The organism is Streptococcus mitis, assembly GCF_008763935.1.
GTDB classification, from domain to species: domain Bacteria; phylum Bacillota; class Bacilli; order Lactobacillales; family Streptococcaceae; genus Streptococcus; species Streptococcus mitis_DB.
The window spans coordinates 59,215-76,844 of record NZ_VTQF01000001.1 but is presented as its reverse complement, the minus strand read 5'-3'; the positions used below and the strand labels follow the sequence as shown (position 1 = coordinate 76,844).

13 protein-coding genes are annotated in these 17,630 nt (G+C 38.1%); all 13 read right to left on the bottom strand.

Going from position 1 to position 17,630, the window contains the following annotated elements:
* Positions 1–12: 12 nt before the first annotated feature.
* The 13 genes from pnp to F9B91_RS00285 all read right to left on the bottom strand — a co-directional run bounded on the left by pnp (position 13) and on the right by F9B91_RS00285 (position 17,621).
* Positions 13–2,226, bottom strand: coding sequence for a polyribonucleotide nucleotidyltransferase (gene pnp / locus F9B91_RS00350; protein ID WP_150922208.1), 2,214 nt, complete (start codon positions 2,224–2,226; stop codon positions 13–15).
* A gap of 451 nt (positions 2,227–2,677) precedes the next feature.
* Positions 2,678–3,544, bottom strand: coding sequence for a methylenetetrahydrofolate reductase [NAD(P)H] (gene metF, locus F9B91_RS00340; RefSeq protein ID WP_150922207.1), 867 nt, complete (start codon positions 3,542–3,544; stop codon positions 2,678–2,680).
* Positions 3,545–3,647: 103 nt separating this feature from the next.
* Positions 3,648–5,897, bottom strand: a complete 2,250-nt coding sequence (gene metE, locus F9B91_RS00335; RefSeq protein ID WP_125443977.1) for a 5-methyltetrahydropteroyltriglutamate--homocysteine S-methyltransferase — start codon at positions 5,895–5,897, stop codon at positions 3,648–3,650.
* 523 nt (positions 5,898–6,420) lie between these two features.
* Positions 6,421–6,714: a helix-turn-helix domain-containing protein gene (locus tag F9B91_RS00330; RefSeq protein ID WP_150922206.1), complete on the bottom strand. Its 294-nt coding sequence runs from the start codon at positions 6,712–6,714 to the stop codon at positions 6,421–6,423.
* A 187-nt stretch (positions 6,715–6,901) separates the two neighbouring features.
* On the bottom strand, positions 6,902–7,267 hold the full coding sequence (locus tag F9B91_RS00325; protein WP_150922205.1) for a TIGR02328 family protein: 366 nt from the start codon (positions 7,265–7,267) through the stop codon (positions 6,902–6,904).
* Positions 7,251–7,655, bottom strand: coding sequence for a YbgA family protein (locus tag F9B91_RS00320; protein ID WP_150922204.1), 405 nt, complete (start codon positions 7,653–7,655; stop codon positions 7,251–7,253). Before F9B91_RS00320 ends, F9B91_RS00325 begins: the two co-directional genes overlap by 17 nt.
* 139 nt (positions 7,656–7,794) lie before the next feature.
* Positions 7,795–10,839 (bottom strand): type I restriction endonuclease subunit R, encoded by a 3,045-nt coding sequence (locus F9B91_RS00315; protein WP_150922203.1) that lies wholly within the window; start codon positions 10,837–10,839, stop codon positions 7,795–7,797.
* Positions 10,832–12,055, bottom strand: a complete 1,224-nt coding sequence (locus F9B91_RS00310) for an AAA family ATPase (RefSeq protein WP_150922202.1) — start codon at positions 12,053–12,055, stop codon at positions 10,832–10,834. The genes F9B91_RS00315 and F9B91_RS00310 overlap by 8 nt, the downstream gene beginning before the upstream one ends.
* A 13-nt stretch (positions 12,056–12,068) precedes the next feature.
* Complete coding sequence (locus tag F9B91_RS00305; RefSeq protein ID WP_205008206.1) at positions 12,069–12,587, bottom strand: restriction endonuclease subunit S; 519 nt, start codon at positions 12,585–12,587, stop codon at positions 12,069–12,071.
* A 74-nt stretch (positions 12,588–12,661) separates the two neighbouring features.
* Positions 12,662–13,765 carry a restriction endonuclease subunit S gene (locus F9B91_RS11235; protein WP_033685668.1) on the bottom strand — a complete coding sequence of 368 codons (1,104 nt, stop codon included), beginning with the start codon at positions 13,763–13,765 and terminating at the stop codon, positions 12,662–12,664.
* Positions 13,762–14,769 (bottom strand): virulence RhuM family protein, encoded by a 1,008-nt coding sequence (locus tag F9B91_RS00295; RefSeq protein WP_033685434.1) that lies wholly within the window; start codon positions 14,767–14,769, stop codon positions 13,762–13,764. The genes F9B91_RS11235 and F9B91_RS00295 overlap by 4 nt, the downstream gene beginning before the upstream one ends.
* Positions 14,759–16,330: a type I restriction-modification system subunit M gene (locus tag F9B91_RS00290; protein WP_084862952.1), complete on the bottom strand. Its 1,572-nt coding sequence runs from the start codon at positions 16,328–16,330 to the stop codon at positions 14,759–14,761. The genes F9B91_RS00295 and F9B91_RS00290 overlap by 11 nt, the downstream gene beginning before the upstream one ends.
* A 151-nt stretch (positions 16,331–16,481) precedes the next feature.
* On the bottom strand, positions 16,482–17,621 hold the full coding sequence (locus F9B91_RS00285; RefSeq protein ID WP_033685436.1) for an AbiH family protein: 1,140 nt from the start codon (positions 17,619–17,621) through the stop codon (positions 16,482–16,484).
* Between the last annotated feature and the right edge of the window lie 9 nt (positions 17,622–17,630).

Sequence of the window (17,630 nt, the reverse complement as noted above, 5' to 3'; positions counted from 1 at the left end):
TTTCTCCTTTTCTTATTCTGAATCTTTTGGTGTTTCTGTAAATTCTTTCTTAGGTTTGTGATCCTTGTGATGACGTGGGCGGTGAGGACGCTCTGATTTTTCACCTTTTTCATCACGTTCAGGTTTTGGAGGACGAGGAAGAAGGGCTTTCATAGAAGCATCCACACGTCCTTTTTCATCAATCTTGATAATCTTAACATCAACTTCATCCCCGATTGCTACCAAGTCTTCGACATTATTGGTACGCGTCCAAGCCATCTCCGAGATATGAACAAGGGCATCTGTCTTATCAAAGAGGTTAACAAAGGCACCAAATTTCTCGATACGAACGACTTTAGCACGGTAAACTTCGTCCACCTTAGCTTCACGAACCAAACCAGCAATAATTTCTTTAGCACGATTGATGGCATCTTGGTCGCTAGAGTAGATAGACACATTTCCTTCTTCGTCGATATCAATCTTAACGCCTGTTTCGGCGATAATCTTGTCGATGGTTTCTCCACCCTTACCGATGACAATCTTAATCTTGTCCACATCAATCTTGATGGTATCAATTTTCGGAGCAGTTGGAGCCAATTCTGGACGAACTTCTGGAATGGTTGCTTCAATCACATCAAGGATTTCAAAACGAGCTTTCTTGGCTTGGGCAAGGGCTTCTGTCAAGATTTCTGCAGTAATCCCTTGAATTTTAATATCCATTTGAAGGGCTGTAATCCCGTCACGAGTACCAGCAACCTTGAAGTCCATATCTCCAAAGTGGTCTTCCAAACCTTGGATATCTGTCAAGACTGTGTAGTTATTTCCATCTGAGATGAGACCCATGGCAATCCCTGCTACTGGCGCCTTGATTGGCACACCACCAGCCATAAGGGCAAGCGTTCCCGCACAGATAGAAGCTTGAGATGAAGAACCATTTGATTCCAAGACTTCTGCTACCAAACGGATAGCATATGGGAATTCTTCCAAACTTGGCAAGACTTGAGCAAGGGCACGCTCACCAAGAGCACCGTGACCAATTTCACGACGACCAGGTGCACCATAACGACCAGTTTCCCCAACAGAGTATTGAGGGAAGTTATAGTGGTGCATAAAGCGTTTCTTGTACTCTGGATCCAAACCATCAATGATTTGAGTTTCACCCATCGGAGCCAAGGTCAAGACTGAAAGAGCCTGAGTTTGTCCACGAGTGAAGAGACCAGAGCCGTGCACACGAGGAAGGAAGTCAACAACCGCATCCAAAGGACGGATTTCATCAACCTTACGACCGTCAGGACGTACCTTATCTTCTGTGATCAAACGGCGCACTTCAGCGTGTTCCATTTGTTCCAAGATTTCAGCCACATCACGCATGATACGGTCAAATTCTTCGTGGTCCGCATATTTTTCTTCATACACAGCAGTTACTTGGTCCTTAACTGCTTGAGTTGCAGCTTCACGAGCCAATTTTTCTTCTACTTGGACAGCTTTTTGGAGGTCGCTGTTGTAGGCTGCGATAATTTCAGCCTGCAAGTCAGCATCCACATGAAGCAATTCTACTTCTGCTTTTTCTTTACCGACTGCCGCAACGATTTCTTCTTGGAAGGCAATCAATTCTTTGACTGCTTCGTGCCCTTTAAGAAGAGCTTCCAACATGATTTCTTCTGACAATTCTTTAGCACCAGATTCTACCATGTTGATGGCGTGTTTGGTACCAGCGACTGTCAATTCAAGGAGAGATTGCTCTGCTTGTTCTTGCGTAGGGTTGATGATGATTTGGCCATCTACACATCCCACTTGTACCCCAGCAATTGGTCCGTCAAATGGAATATCTGAAATAGACAATGCTAATGATGAACCAAACATAGCTGCCATTGGAGCAGATGCATTTTCATCATAAGAAAGCACGGTGTTGATGACCTGTACTTCATTACGGAAACCTTCCGCAAACATAGGACGGATTGGACGGTCAATCAAACGCGCTGTCAAGGTCGCATCTGTTGAAGGACGTCCTTCACGTTTCATAAAGCCACCAGGAAACTTCCCAGCCGCATACATTTTTTCTTCGTAGTTGACTTGAAGAGGGAAGAAATCTCCAGTTGCCATTTTCTTAGACATAACGGCAGCAGTCAAGACAGTTGACTCACCGTAACGTACAACAACTGCACCATTTGCTTGCTTAGCAACCTGACCAGTCTCTACAATTAACTCACGACCCGCAAAAGTCGTTTGAAACACTTGTTTTGTCATTTTAATCCCCTTTGGATTGATGAAATTATACGCCTTGCCTACAAAGATCAAGATACCAAGGACGTCAAAAGCAAAGTAAAAATAGGAAACTGACGAAGTCTTCGATGAAGACAAGACAGTTTATCTTTTTTACACAGCTTTTCGGTCGGGTTCAATTACACAAGATAGCATTCGATTGACGCAGTGTGCGATGCACACTAGGAAATCTATCTTTTTCACTAGGGATTTAGCCCGTGTTCAACTATTTAGATACTTTGAAAAGTTTAAAAATATTATTCTTTAGTATTTTTCCTTTTTATAGCAGATTTGAATAGTTAAAAATCTGTTTATACCCTCATCTTTGTATCAAGTACGTACAGAGTCTATTTTATCATATTTTTCTTAAAAAGTGCGGTCTTTACCATTAAAAAGGAACCATTCCTCTCAGCTGAGAAGAATGGTTTGCTTTTTATTATCCTAGAGACTGGTGATTAAACAAAGCATGAGTTGCTTGGTGGATGTATTTTGCTGTTTCAGCATTGTTCATGGTGTAGAGATGCACACCGGCAACATCCTGAGTTACCAAGTCCACGATTTGGTCTACTGCATAGGCAAGTCCTGCTGCTCTGAGTGACTCAGGGTCATGCTCATACTTGTCTAAGATGGCTTTAAATTTGCGTGGAAGATGGATATTCTCACAAGTCTTCAAGAGACGGAGAGCCTGATTTCGATTCAGAATTGGCATAATCCCTGCATGAATGGGAATATCAATCCCAGCCAAAGTACATTTGTCTTGGAAATCATAGAAGCGCTCATTGTCAAAGAAAAGCTGGGTTACAAGGCTCGAACAACCTGCATCCACTTTCTTCTTAAGATTTTGAATATCTGAAATCTGATTTGGTGAATCTGGATGGCCTTCTGGATAACAAGCACCAACAATATCAAAGTGAGGGGCTTGTTCCTTGATGAACTCAATCAAGTCAGTTGCATAGCGGAAATCCTTTTGCGGCTCCACATCAGGGATAATATCCCCACGCAAGGCCAAGATTTTCTGTACCCCAACCTTGTCCAAGTCAGCAATGGTTTCAGCCACCTTGTCCTTAGTCAAATAGATGGCTGGCAAGTGGGCAATAGTCGGAATCGTCAAGTCATTTTGGATAAAATCAGCCAAACGAACCGTTGTTTCCTTGATATTAAACTTATTATTGCTGGCAGTTACACTGATAAAGTGAGGTGCCAACTCCTGCATATCTTGAAGAGCAGAAATAATTTTATCATTACCCACGGCTGGGTTGGGAGGGAACACTTCAAATGAGAGTGACGGTGTTTGGCGTGACATAGTCATTATCCTTTTCTAGTTGATTTTTTTCGTTAGCTGGATTCCTAGAATCCAGGTGAAACAGGCAGATTGACCAAACAGCGCTTCTTGAGAAATCCTTATCTTACAATTTCTCACGCGCAGCTTTAGCTGCTTCAACAAGGCGGATCAAGCTTTCTTTTGTTTCTGGAATACCACGTGTTTTCAAACCACAGTCTGGGTTGATCCAAACTTTCTTGCTTGGCACTTTAGCAAGGATAGCTTCGATTGTATGGTCGATTTCGCCTTCATTTGGCACACGAGGTGAGTGGATATCGTAAACCCCAGGTCCCACTTCTGTTTGGAAGTTTTTCGCTTTGAGTTCGTCCAAGATTTCAAGGTTTGAACGGCTAGCTTCAAAGGAAATAACATCTGCATCCATGTTGTCGATAGCTGGGATGATATCTGTAAATTCTGAGTAACACATGTGAGTGTGGATTTGTGTGTCTGGCGCTACTGTTGAGTGTACCAAGCGGAAGGCAGGAATTGCCCAGTCAAGGTAGTCTTCGTACCAGTCGCTACGACGGAGTGGCAATTTTTCACGAAGAGCAGCCTCGTCGATTTGGATGATTTTCACACCTGCAGCTTCAAGGTCAAGCACTTCATCCTTGATAGCAAGGGCGATTTGAAGAGTTGAATCCTTGATAGAGATGTCTTCACGTGGGAATGACCAGTTGAGGATGGTAACAGGTCCAGTCAACATACCTTTAACAGGTTTGTTTGTACGGCTTTGTGCATAGCTAGACCATTTAACAGTGATAGGGTTAAGACGAGTAACATCACCCCAGATGATTGGTGGTTTAACTCCACGCATACCGTATGATTGTACCCAACCATTTTTAGAGAAGAGGTAACCTGACAAGTTTTGACCGAAGTACTCAACCATGTCGTTACGCTCAAATTCACCGTGAACAAGGACATCAAAGTCGATATCTTCTTGCCATTTGATCCATTCATCGATCGTTTCAGCAAGGAAAGCGTCGTACTCTTCTTGAGACAATTCACCTTTACGGTAAGCCAAACGTTTAGCACGAACTTCTTTAGTTTGAGGGAATGAACCGATAGTTGTTGTTGGAAGAGCTGGAAGTTTGAAAGCTTCTTCTTGGATAGCTTCACGTTCTGCAAAGGCTGGCAAACGAGTGTAGTCTGCGTCTGTCAAGCCAGCGATACGCGCACGAAGTTCCGCATTTTCACCAACACGCTCAGTCGCAAAGAGTTCTTTGTTAGCTGCAAGTGCTTCTTCACCTTGACCATTGCGGATAGCATCCAAATCACGAATCTCATCCAATTTTTCAACTGCAAAGGCAAAGTGGTTCAAGATTGCTGGTTCAAATTCTTCATTAGCAGTTGTAAATGGCACATGAAGAAGTGAGCATGAGCTTGTCAAGACAATATTTTCAGCTGGGATTTGCTCAAGAACAGCCAAGCTCTTTTCGTAGTTGTTACGCCAGATGTTTTTACCATTGACAATCCCTGCATAAAGAGTCTTGTCAGCTGGGAAGCCACCTTTAACGAGTTCAAGAGTTTTCTTACCTTCAACGAAGTCAAGACCGATAGCATCTACTGGCAAGTTTACAAGGTCAGCGTATACGTCACGAACATCACCGAAGTAAGTTTGAAGCAAGACTTCAAGACCTTTTTTGTCAGCCAAGAGTTTGTTGTAGAGATTCAAGAAGAGAGCTTTTTCTTCGGCAGTCAAATCTTTCACAAGAGCCGCTTCATCCAATTGGATACGAGTTGCACCAAGTTCAGCCAATTTTGCAAAAACTTCTTGGTAAGCAGCTACTAAGCTGTCTACGAAGTCTTCTGCCTTCACGCCTTCTTCAAAGTCTGACAATTGAAGGAAAGTGAATGGACCTACAAGAACAGGGCGAGTGTTCAATCCAAGTTCTTTGGCTTCTTGGAACTCATCAAAGATCTTGTGACCTGCAAGTTTGACTTGAGTGTCTTTTTCAAATTTAGGAACGATGTAGTGGTAGTTGGTGTTGAACCATTTCTTCATTGGAAGGGCGCGAACGTCTCCTTTTTCTCCTTGGTAACCACGACCCAAAGCGAAGTAGCGCTCAAGGTCAGACAAGTCCAAGTTTTGAACTGAAGCAGGTACCACGTTGAAGAGGAAGGCTGCATCTAGGAAGTTGTCATAGTGAGAAAAGTCATTTGATGGAATTTCAGTGATGCCTTTTTCTTTGACGATATTCCAGTGTTTAGCACGCAAATCTTTTGCTGCTGCAAGGAGTTCTTCTTCTGAGATTTCTTTTCTAAAGTATTTTTCAGTTGTAAATTTTAATTCGCGGAATTCGCCCAAACGAGGGAAACCGATGATTGTAGTTGACATGATGTGTCCTCCAAAATTTGTTGTTGAAACTATCTTAACAGAAAAGAAATCATCTGTATAATTGTAAAAAATTAGGCTTTGATATAGTTTGAAACTATATCTCCGTTTTAGACAAAAGAAAAAGACTTGAGACAAATGCCTCAAATCCTTTGTGTAGCTTGTTTTTTAACTATATTTCAGTTAGACGGTTCAAACGCGTTATTAGTAATTCTTATAAGTGACTATGACTTGTTATTAGAAAAGACTATAGGTTAATTTTTCTTTTGTAATTCTGATATTTCCCTTAAAAAGTGCGGACGGGAGCAACTTACTTAGTAATTTCATCCCTAATTTTTGAGCCAGAATGTCTCAAAAATTCCGTTCTAGATAATAATAAATTATTATCTAGAATACCACTATAGCGGGAAACATCCGCTAAAAGCTCACTTCGTTCACTCTTAATTAAAAAAGTTTGATTTTCTAAAATTATAAAATTGAGGTACTATAACTGTTAAATTTGTTAAATCTTTCCAACTTCTACCACTCAACTCTTTTCCTGTTTAAGTGGGACGACTGCTAATGTCTTTCCCAAACTGGATAAAACTTTTAAGACTGTATCTAACTGAGGACTAGTCTTTCCTGTTTCCATTCTAGCTATGACAGGCTGACTTACTCCACTAAGTTCTTCTAGCTTTTTCTGGCTGATTCCTTGCTCATGTCTGGCTTCAATCAACTCACTCATGATGGCCACTCGCATATCACTTTCAAGAATTTCGTCCTTGGTAAAGAGTTCTGACCTGACATCCTTCCATTTACTCCCAATAGCACTATTCTTCATCACTTATCCCTCTTTCTTTTAAGTCCTTGAGTTCACGCTTGGATTTTTAAAAAATTATAACTCAAAAGTTATTAAAAGTAAATCTGAACACTCATAAAAAGAAGACCTTAGAATCATTCTAAAGGTCTCATTTTTATTATTCGAAAAAATTACGAGAAGAGGTATAAATTGAAGGCAATCCTTACTATTACTCCAGCTCAATCCCCTTCTCTCGGAGATTGTCCAGACACTCCTCATAGTAGGCATCGTCATGTTCGCTGTATATAGGACTAGTCAACTTCTCCTCTGCTAAATCCTCATAAGGAGGGCAGGTCTTGCCACGGTAGTTCTTGTCCAGCCACTCTGGACTGACCTTGTAGCCACGACCAGACATCTCCTCCATGATCAAGTCATGATAGGCATAGAGATGATAAGGCGAGTGGGTAAAAACATAGTCCACCGTCGCATGCTTTTTGCCCCAACCATTGCCACGCAGGGCGCAGCACTCTCGATGTTGCCCCAAGAGTTGAGGACGGGGAAGTTGAGAAATCAAAGCCTCATGCCAAAGTCTCATGAGAGTCTCCTTTCAGCAAGGTAGAATGTTGCAGATAAGCATTTGGATAACGTTCAAGCAACTCTCGAGTCTTAGCAATTACATCTTCCTTGGAAGCTTGACCAAAGCGGTAGCAATCCAACAAGAGCATATAATCCTTGCGCTCAGCATCTGTCGCTTGCTTTTTAAAATAGCCCCAAATATGCTGAAAGGCATTGCAGACCTGACCTCTATGCTCAGGGATTTTGCAAGCACGGTCAATCATCTCTTGAACCATACTCACCTCCACCTCTTCATTCTTGAGATATTGACGAATCTCATTGTAAATATTGCTGGAATGGCTCAAAACGAGGTATTTGTTTCTAGCCCAGAGATGTTGGCACTGGGATTTTTGATTAGTTTGTTCCATATTTCTCCTAACTTTCTACTAGTTCCCAAGAAATACGGAAACAAAGTTATTTTTATAAAATGAGCGAATTATGAGCGAATAAAATAAATAGTATTTTTTGTAGTTCCTGATTTTTCTAATAAACCTTGTTTGACAATACTTAAATACCTGAATAAGTCTCTACTAACAACTGAATCTTACGCAAAACTTCTTGCTTTTTCCGTTCACGCGCTCCCTGTCTACGAGAAGTTGGTGGAATAATCGAATCCAAATCAGTCCCACTATTTTCAGCATAACCTCGTTGAATTGATTTGTCTATGAATAATTGGTAATCAGCTACAAGTTTCTCAGACTCAGCTAGATCATGGATCGCGATTTTCTTGCGCTCCTTGCCATATTCATAGAAAGCATTTATAATCCCATCATGGTCTTTCAATTTTTGCAAATCGGTGTCATTGATAAAGCCGATGACCAACTCTTCTTTGGCACGAATATCGATACTAGAACGAATCACACGACTAACTTCTGCTTTCATTGCTTCTTTGGACTCAGAATTCTTCGATTTTTCAACAATCAATGCAAGAATGTAGTCCAGATTAATCTCATCTGTTTTTAAGAGTTCGATTTCAAATTCAACATCTGAAAGATCAACATCCAAATCCTTGGTCTTTTCATAATTTTTAAGGTTCAAAAATTCATCTCGAATTTCCACATAAGTGCTTCTTAAATCCTGAAGATAACCTTCTGAAATAGGTTTGTCGATTTCTTGAAATTCGTCATAATTTCGAAGAACATTATCAAGCTTCAACAACTCACCAAATAACTTAACAAACTCCTTCTTATCATGCTCTGTTTCAATTTCTTGCGGATTCGGGAATCTTTCCAGAATTTCCTGACAAACCGCAGTATAGCCTTTGACCTCGATACCCGTTACTTGGTCAACGAAACCATCCATATATTCACTAAAGCTTTTTTCTAAGATGATTTCAAGCTTATTGGTGTCTCCAAAAGTCTTAATAGCTTCTTGCGTAGCCTTTTCTAAATCACGGAAACAAACAATATTCCCAAAAGGTTTAACCTTGTTAAAAATCCGATTGGTTCTCGAGAAGGCCTGAATCAAACCATGATAACGTAGATTTTTATCGACAAAGAGTGTATTCATAGTCGGGGCATCAAATCCCGTTAAGAACATACCGACCACAATCAGCAAATCCACTTCCTTGGATTTAACGCGTTTGGAAAGGTCACGATAGTAATTTTGAAACTCCTTCCCATCAGCTGAGAAATTGGTCTTGAAAATGTGATTATAGTCGTCAATCGCTCTAGAAAGAAACTCTTTAGAAGATAGAGGCATGGCTGTTCCTTGAGGCTCTAGCTCTTCATCTTGAATTTCGCCGTAAGCTGACTGTTCTTCGTTAGGTGCAAAGCTAAAGATAGTCGCAACTTTCAAACGCTTAGCCTCTGGTAAAGCTGCTTGCTGTCGTTGGAGTTCTTCATAGTATAATTTTGCTGCTTCAATACTTTGTACAGCCAGCATAGCATTAAATCCAGACAATTGTTTTTGTTTATGAGTATAGTGTTGATTTCGGTGTGTTTTTGTATTATACACGCGAAGTAAGTATTCTGTGATGGTTGCTATCCGTTCTGGATGTAGAAGTAGCTCCTTCTCCATCTTTTTGAGTTTCTTCTCATCAATCTCTCGGCCAACTGCTTTTTCAGCTTCTCTATACTTATTAATTTCAGGCTTGATATAGTTGTAATCAACCTTGAACTTCAAGACTTTTTTATCTCGAATAGCATCCGTGATAACGTAGTTATGAAGTTGTTCTCCAAAAACTTCTTGTGTCGTTTCACCCGTCAAACTATTTTCTGGGAAAATTGGTGTCCCTGTAAATCCAAATAAGGCATACTGTTTAAAGGCCTTCTTAATACGCTTTTGCGCCTTCCCAAACTGAGAACGATGACACTCGTCAAAAATCAAGACACATTTCTTAGCATAGACTTCATGATTAGGATTCGCAGTGATAAACTTATTTAACTTTTGAATAGTTGTGACAACGATTCGATCATCATTTTCTTCGATACTGCGTTGTAGTTCTTTTGTATTGTTACTACCATTGACTGAATTTGGTTGGAATTTTTGATATTCCTTCATAGTTTGATAGTCTAAGTCTTTTCTATCTACAACGAATATCACTTTGTCAATGTAGTCCAACTCTGTCGCTAAGCGCGCAGTCTTAAAGCTGGTCAAGGTTTTCCCTGACCCTGTCGTATGCCAGATATAACCACAAGCATTGATGGTTCCAAAATTCTTCATTTCATTGGAAGAATGAATCTTGCGCAAGATACTTTCAGTTGCTGCTATCTGATAAGGACGCATGATGAGCAAGGTATTATCCACATCAAAAACACAATACTTGGTCAAAACTTCCAAGAGGACACGCTTGCTTAAGAAAGTAACAGTAAAATCTTCCAATTCGTGAATAGTCTTATTCTTACGGTCTGCCCACTCACAGGTAAACTCATAGTGATTTTTATTCTGAGCTGTTGTATTTGCAAAGTAGCGTGTATAAGTGCCATTCGAAATCACAAAAATCTGAACATACTTATACAAAGAATTTTCGCTGTTAAAGCTTTCCTTACTATAACGGTGAACCTGATTAAAGGCTTCTTGTAGACTAACTCCACGCTTCTTCAATTCAATCTGAACTAGCGGAAGACCATTGACTAAAATGGTCACATCATAACGGTTGGTATGACTCCCCACTTGCGTCACTTGGTTGATGACCTGCATACTGTTGTTGTGAATGTTTTTCTTGTCAAGGATGAAAATATTTTTAATCCGTCCATCATCAAAAACAAAGTCATAGATATGATTTTCTTGGATTTTTCGTGTTTTTTCAACCAAACCTTCATTGGGACAATCTAAATACTCGACTACAAAACGTTGCCATTCAGCATCCGTAAACGTAACCTTATTAAGCTTTTCAATTTGAGCCTTTGCATTCGCTAAAAGCTCCCCAGGTGTATGGATATCCAATCGTTCATAATTGAGACCATTAACCAAATCTGTAAGCAATTGTCTTTCCAAATCTGCCTCAGACTGAAATTCTCTATCTGTGCGATACTCTGGTTGATACTCAGCCAAGAGAATCCCTTCATTTGTTTCCGCAATTACTTCATGTACTTTTGAATAATCAACCATTTTCATTTTCCTCTTTTGGGTTAAATTTATAATTTTTCTCAAAGCTGTTGAATAATTCTATTAAGGTATTTTTTTCTCGTTCTTGCAATTCTCTAAACTCCAAATCTGATTGACGATTATGTGTGAATAAATCAATCCTTTGAGCATATAACTCTATATTTTCTGTGGTAATCTCATCACCAGCCACTTCTAACCCTAATAAAACTTCTTCCCATCTACTATAACCTAAGAATGTAGCTGTTTTCTCTAATAGATTTCTTAACAAAGCATAATGAAATTTTTCTACTCGTCCACTGTCTACAGCTCTACGTAATTCTTCTCTTACCTTTAGATGATATCCGAAGGGAGAATCTTTCTCAACGTCAGTCAAGATATATTTTACTTCATTGTTATTTTCAATATCTTTTTTCAGCACATAGAAGCATGTCTTCTTAATTCTTTTTTCAAATCTAATTTCATTATATAAGACATTGTAGAAAAGTGGTTGGTGAGTAGAAAGTATAAACTTCAAATCTGTATTTTCAGATTTTGCAATAACATCCTTTAAAAAAATCGCGGAATCAATGATATTGTTATCATCTAATGATGAAATTGGATCATCTATATAAATATACTGAAAGTCAGAGTCAATATCTGGGTCGCTCAATTCTTCAATAATAAGTTCTAAGAGAGTAACGAATATGGACCAAACAAATATTCTCTCCTCTCCTCTAGAAATCTTGACCGTTTCTCCATCTATAGTAAAGCGAATACCCTTAAAATTACTCACATACCTTGGAACACGTTGGTCTCCAATAATATCAAAAATCGGTAAGCCAGAATCATTGACAGCCTGCTCTTTAATATCTTCAAAACTTGGAACTATTGAGCCATGGACAAATTTCTGAAAAGTTTCAATAACCTGATCAAATTTTTGCTGTTCTTCTAAAAAATTACCAAAAAAAGTATTCTTACTATATTTAAGGTAACGATCTTCGTTATTTTCTAAATCATTCTCCCAAGTAAAAAGGTCTTCTGTAAAAGCATTAAAATAAAGTATTTTCTTAATTTTCGACTCTTCATCATTTTCCGAAATATTTAATTTATCCTTTAAAATTATAGATAGCCTTGTTTTCCCTGTAGCATTAAAAGCATAAATTAAATGCACTTTCTTATCATTCGATATCAGTTCCTCCGCAACATCTTCCAATGTATTAAATATTTTATCATCTGGCATGATTCACTTTTCCTTATTCATTAAAATTGAGTAATTGATTTCTCCAATATTCATACTGTTTCTGTCTTAGTTCGATTTCTTTTGGAAGGCCCTCAGAAAGAGAGTTGGTTAAGGTGTTGAAATTGTCAAGAACAGAAACTATACTAGATTGTTTTTCTAGTGGTGGTAGGGTGATTATTTTACTTTGAATCATAGGTTTCGTTAACTGTGGTATCCCACTTTGTGGAATTTCATAGTTATTCTCGATAGAGTTCATAAAATAATAAGCATATTTTAAATTGAGGTTAATTTTTGGAGTCAAAACAAGCAATCTCACTATAGGGAAGAAAGGTTTTTCACGATAACTTGTCCATCCGATTGTACCTCTCGCTGAAACCGTTAGGCTAGGATTCTTGATTCTAGCTTGATTTGTCCAACCATATAATGATTTTTCGTTAATTCCATTAGATAAGATAGGATAACAATATTCTTCTGTTTCAATAGCAGAGATTCCATTCTTTGGAATGTCACCTCCTGCAATAACTTCAAACACACTACCTAGTTCCGCCCGAATTGGACCAAATACCCACTGTAAAAGCTTGATAATAGCAGAGTTGTCCCACTCCTCTACTCTACTCTACTCTCAGTGTACTCGCCTTCGGCGACGAATGTCAAGAGTTTTTCTCTAAAATATTCGTACTGTTTTTGGCGTAGTTCAATCTCCTTGGGAAGTCCGATGTTTAGGTCATTACAAACCATATCAAAGTTGTCTAGAACTTGAACAATACGCGATTGGATTTCGAGAGAAGGGACTGGGATTTTAATTTTATCTAGAATAGCTTGAGTTAAACTAGGTCTTGTTGGATTAGTTGACATTTCTTCTAAATTAACAGTCGTTAAATAATAATAAAAATACTTTGGAATAAGCTTAGTTTCATCAATTTCTGTATAGTAAATTGTATCTACGTTCCAAAAAGCTTTTTCTAAATAGAATAAATTAGAAATAGAACCTTTCCTAGGAATCAATACAGTTGGTTTGTCATAAGAATAATCAGCAACAAACTCTCCCATTTCTCCACCACTACCATATACTGGTATTTCTCCATTTGGAATAGCTTTCCAATCTTTTCCATTCTTCAATTTAGCAACATCTTTAAGTATCTTCCACTCAACATGATAAACCTCATCCTCAAATGATAAGAGTTTATCTCGATAATAAGAATATTGCTTTTTACGTGAGGTCAATTCTGAGGTCAATTCTGAGGTCAATTCTGTAACATACTCTGTCATTTTGTCAAGTTTTTGCACAATTTCTTCTTGAATTTTTAGTGGAGGAATAGGTATAAGAGTAATTTTCGCATTACTCCAATGTCTTTTATAGTTCCCCTCTTTCTTATAAAAATTACAAACGCAATAATATAGATATTTTGCGTTTATACCTTTCTTTGGTTTCAAAATTTTTAAACCATCAGCTCCTTGAACAAAAGCGAAATCTACAAATTTTATATGTTCTGAATGATCTCCAAAAATTATATATTCATCTTTTTCAAGATATTTTTCATTATCTGTATATCCTGCTATGAATTGTTCACCCTGATCAACAATCGGTATTCTTCCTGTCAATTGATACTGCTTCTTAGCTAACTTTACAGGACTTGTCAAAGTAAAAACTACTTCCCCCAACTCTTTCCACTCAACAGGACAGTTTTGGATTTCTTCTAGGATGTTCATGGTTTCCCTCCTTCCTTGGCTAGATTTTCAATACTTTTGATTTCCTCAAGATAATCTTTTTCAACTTGACTGAGAGTCTTGGCTTGGTAGCTCTTATATTCCTTATCTACCTTCTGCTTCATCTGTTCATGAGAGATAGAACCACTATTGTCCAGCAAGTCTTCTCCAGTAGCCTGAAGGATACGATCTACATGTGTTACCCAGTCTGCCATAGTCATGACTTCTTCTCGCTCTGCCTGTCTTTCCGCAAAATCTAGATATCCTGATACAAGCTGATTAAGCCCACGCAGTTCCTTTTCTGTCAGATAGTTCTTGGCAACTTTTGCTTCAGATAGAGTAGGGAGGTCTCCCTTAAAAGTAGTCAAGCCCATAAACTCCTTTTCACTATCAACACGATTGTAGATGAGTTCACTGGCAGTATTGTGGTGAATGGCATAATGCATCTTATTTTGAACCGTCGCAAAAAATTTCTTTGCCTCTAGTGAATTTGCATTGTAGTCGCTTGATGTCGCGAAAAGATCTAAAACCTGACGGTAAAAGACTTTTTCACTCGAGCGGATATCTCGGATTCTTTCAAGGAGTTCTTTAAAGTAAGAGCCTCCACCCAAGTTTTTCAGGCGCTCATCATCCATAGCGAAGCCCTTGATTAGATACTCTTTCAAGACTGTCGAAGCATAGTGTCTAAACTGAATGCCACGAGGGGAACGCACTCGATACCCAATCGCCAGAATCATATCGAGATTATAGTAAGCGACTTTTTTGGACTGAGTTTTACCAGCCATTGCACCGTGACGAGTGGTTGTCAACTGATAGTTGACAACCACTGTTTCATCTAATTCACCATCCTCAAATATTGCCTTGATATGTTTACTAATATTTTGCTTGGAAGTTTGAAAGAGCTCAGCTAGTTCTTGTTGGGTGAGCCAGACCGTTCCATTATCCAGGTGGAGTTCAATAGCTGACTCCCCGTCATCAGTTCTATAGAGAATCACATCATTTGCCATGGCTCAATTCCTCTACAATCTTGTCTATCTCTGCACGCAAGTGGTCAATCTTGGCAACAGTATCAGCGATTTCTTTATTGAGCTCACCAATATCAATCTTCTCCCGGGTATCTTCTTGTTCGACATAGGTTGAAACAGATAGATTGTAATCTTGCTCTGAACCAATCACCTCATTATCAACAAGAGCAGATTTGTAGTCCACACTTTGATAATTAGAAAACAATTCAACTATGTGCTCAATATTGTTATCCGTCAAGACATTGTTATTAGTCTCTTTTTTGAATTCTTTACTCGCATCGATAAAGAGGGTTTTATTTTCTATTTTATTCTTTGCCAGAACCAAAATCGTAGTTGAGATAGGGGTTCCAAAGAAGAGATTTCCCGGAAGGGCTATAACCGCTTCAACAAAGTTATTATCTACTAGATACTGACGAATGGTCTTTTCAGCACCACCACGATAGAAGATACCCGGGAAACAAACAATGGCTGCTCGACCTCTGTTAGACAAGTGGTTGAGACTATGCATAATAAAGGCAAAGTCAGCTTTTGACTTGGGTGCTAACTTGCCAGCTGGCGCAAAACGGTCATCGTTTATCAGAGTTGGGTCTCCATCTCCCACCCATTTGACAGAATACGGAGGATTAGAAACAATAGCATCAAATGGCTTTTCTTCTAAATGCTGAGGATTTAAAAGGGTATCTCCTCGCTTAATATCAAAGTTATTGTAGTTGATATTATGCAAGAACATATTCATACGAGCCAAGTTATAGTTGGTCATGTTAATTTCTTGACCAAAGAAACCATCCTCTAGGATATGTTCTTCATATTGTTTTTTCATCTGGAGCAAAAGCGAGCCCGACCCACATGTTGGGTCGTAAACCTTGTTAATCTTATCCTTGCCGACCATGACTAGTCGAGCTAGTAGTTTAGAAACTGTCTGAGGTGTGAAAAATTCTCCACCACTTTTTCCTGCATTACTAGCATAGTTGGAAATCAAGAACTCATAGGCATCCCCAAAGGCATCGATATCATTTTCCTCAAAGTTACCAAAGTTAATGCTATTGATGCCATTGAGGATATCAGATAGGCGCTTATTTTTTTCTGGAACAGTCCCACCAAGGATGTTGCTTCGTGTATCCAAGTTATCAAACAAACCTTTGATATCATCTTCTGATTTGAAGCCAATCGCTGACTTCTCAATAGCTTGAAAAATATTGGCCAATTCTTCGTTTAAATTTTCATTTTGTGAAGCATCCTTGACTACATTTTCAAATAGTTGACTCGGAAGGATAAAGAAGCCCTTATCCTCAACTGTCCCTGGTTTAAAATCTTGCTCAGCTTCTTGGTCACTTAAGCTAGCATAACGAAATTCTAAGTCGCCAGCCTCATGCTCAGCGCGGTCAAAATAGTCAGCCATGTGCTCTGAAATAAAGCGATAGAAAAGGATTCCTAGGATATATTGCTTAAAATCCCAACCATCTACAGCCCCACGAACATCGTCCGCAATCGCCCAAATTTTACGATGCAGCTCCTTGCGTTCTGCATTTTCTTTACTTGCCATTTTTACTTCCCTTATTTAATGTATTATCTCTTCTATTTTATCATATTTTAAGAAAACCCACTCGAAGTGATAAAAGCGAGTGGGGTAAAAACTATTTTAAAAATAAGATTTGACAATTGTTTTCTATAAAATCAATTACTTTTTGTCAATATTAAGGTAGTAGCACTTCTTCCATACCAGCTTTATCATCACTCTTTATAAATACAATTTTCTGTTTCCCTGTTAATTCAATCAGCTTTTCTTTACCTAGAATGATTGCTAGATTCTTAACAATTGAACGTTTAGCAGGCTCATCAAAATAAGTAAAAACAAATCGGTAATCATACTTTCCATTTTCTGCTAATGCAAAACATTTTTGAAATATTTCCTTATCCAAGGGATCTACTGAGTGTCCAAAAATAATGATATTTTTAGGAAATGATTTCGCTATCCCTACATTTAAATACTCATAAACTGGTTTGAAAAAGTCTTCAAATTTAGTTCCTGTTTCTTTAACAACTCTTTGATAATATTTCTGATAAGGAATTAAATCACTGTTGACATTATTTTCTTTGTCCTCAATTCCAAAGACCATCGTATTGATTCGATTGAAAGTTCTATCCAAATCAATTCGGCCATGTATAAAATGAGTTTTTTCCTCAGAAGTCCCAAATAAATATCCTGATGTATTAGTATAATTAAAGTTTAGAACTGAAGAATTTGATAAATCTGATATTGCATCTAAAGCTGTTGAATTTGCTTCAAACTTTTGAATATCAAAATCTATATAATCTAAATACGACAGATAAATTTCTAATAGCTCAATTAATAAATCAAGTTGATTAAGAAATAACTTATCAAGTTCCTCTATTAGTAGCTCTTTTTCTTTATTATCAAACTCAATCTGACCAAAATTCCCCACGATCACTTTAACAACATAATATTTTGCAATATAATTACTTCTATCTAATAAAACTTTATCAAATTTATAAGTATCAAAATAGTAAATACTTTCAAATAACACATCACTGTTGTTTTTAAAATATACAATAGCATCCAAAAGTCTTGAAATAATGAGTTCAATATTCGACCAATTTATCCCTAGAGTTTCTTCGTTTTCATTAATAAATTTCAAATATAAATTATCTTTGTATTTCTCTATACTAATATTTTTAGCTTTTAGAAACTCCAGTAACTCCTCATCTGGATTAGAAAATAATTGTTTTTCAAACTCAATAAAATCTGTATACTTTGTTTTTCGTCCCATAGCGATATCAAAGCCATTGCCCATAATTAGAATAGTATCTGCCATGAATTTTTC

What these genes read in the sequence shown, in the direction of transcription:
- pnp (WP_150922208.1), bottom strand. Translation starts at nt 2,226, where the DNA reads ATGACAAAACAAGTGTTTCAAACGACTTTTGCGGGTCGTGAGTTAATT.
- metF (WP_150922207.1), bottom strand. Translation starts at nt 3,544, where the DNA reads ATGTCACGCCAAACACCGTCACTCTCATTTGAAGTGTTCCCTCCCAAC.
- metE (WP_125443977.1), bottom strand. Translation starts at nt 5,897, where the DNA reads ATGTCAACTACAATCATCGGTTTCCCTCGTTTGGGCGAATTCCGCGAA.
- F9B91_RS00330 (WP_150922206.1), bottom strand. Translation starts at nt 6,714, where the DNA reads ATGAAGAATAGTGCTATTGGGAGTAAATGGAAGGATGTCAGGTCAGAA.
- F9B91_RS00325 (WP_150922205.1), bottom strand. Translation starts at nt 7,267, where the DNA reads ATGAGACTTTGGCATGAGGCTTTGATTTCTCAACTTCCCCGTCCTCAA.
- F9B91_RS00320 (WP_150922204.1), bottom strand. Translation starts at nt 7,655, where the DNA reads ATGGAACAAACTAATCAAAAATCCCAGTGCCAACATCTCTGGGCTAGA.
- F9B91_RS00315 (WP_150922203.1), bottom strand. Translation starts at nt 10,839, where the DNA reads ATGGTTGATTATTCAAAAGTACATGAAGTAATTGCGGAAACAAATGAA.
- F9B91_RS00310 (WP_150922202.1), bottom strand. Translation starts at nt 12,055, where the DNA reads ATGCCAGATGATAAAATATTTAATACATTGGAAGATGTTGCGGAGGAA.
- F9B91_RS11235 (WP_033685668.1), bottom strand. Translation starts at nt 13,765, where the DNA reads ATGAACATCCTAGAAGAAATCCAAAACTGTCCTGTTGAGTGGAAAGAG.
- F9B91_RS00295 (WP_033685434.1), bottom strand. Translation starts at nt 14,769, where the DNA reads ATGGCAAATGATGTGATTCTCTATAGAACTGATGACGGGGAGTCAGCT.
- F9B91_RS00290 (WP_084862952.1), bottom strand. Translation starts at nt 16,330, where the DNA reads ATGGCAAGTAAAGAAAATGCAGAACGCAAGGAGCTGCATCGTAAAATT.
- F9B91_RS00285 (WP_033685436.1), bottom strand. Translation starts at nt 17,621, where the DNA reads ATGGCAGATACTATTCTAATTATGGGCAATGGCTTTGATATCGCTATG.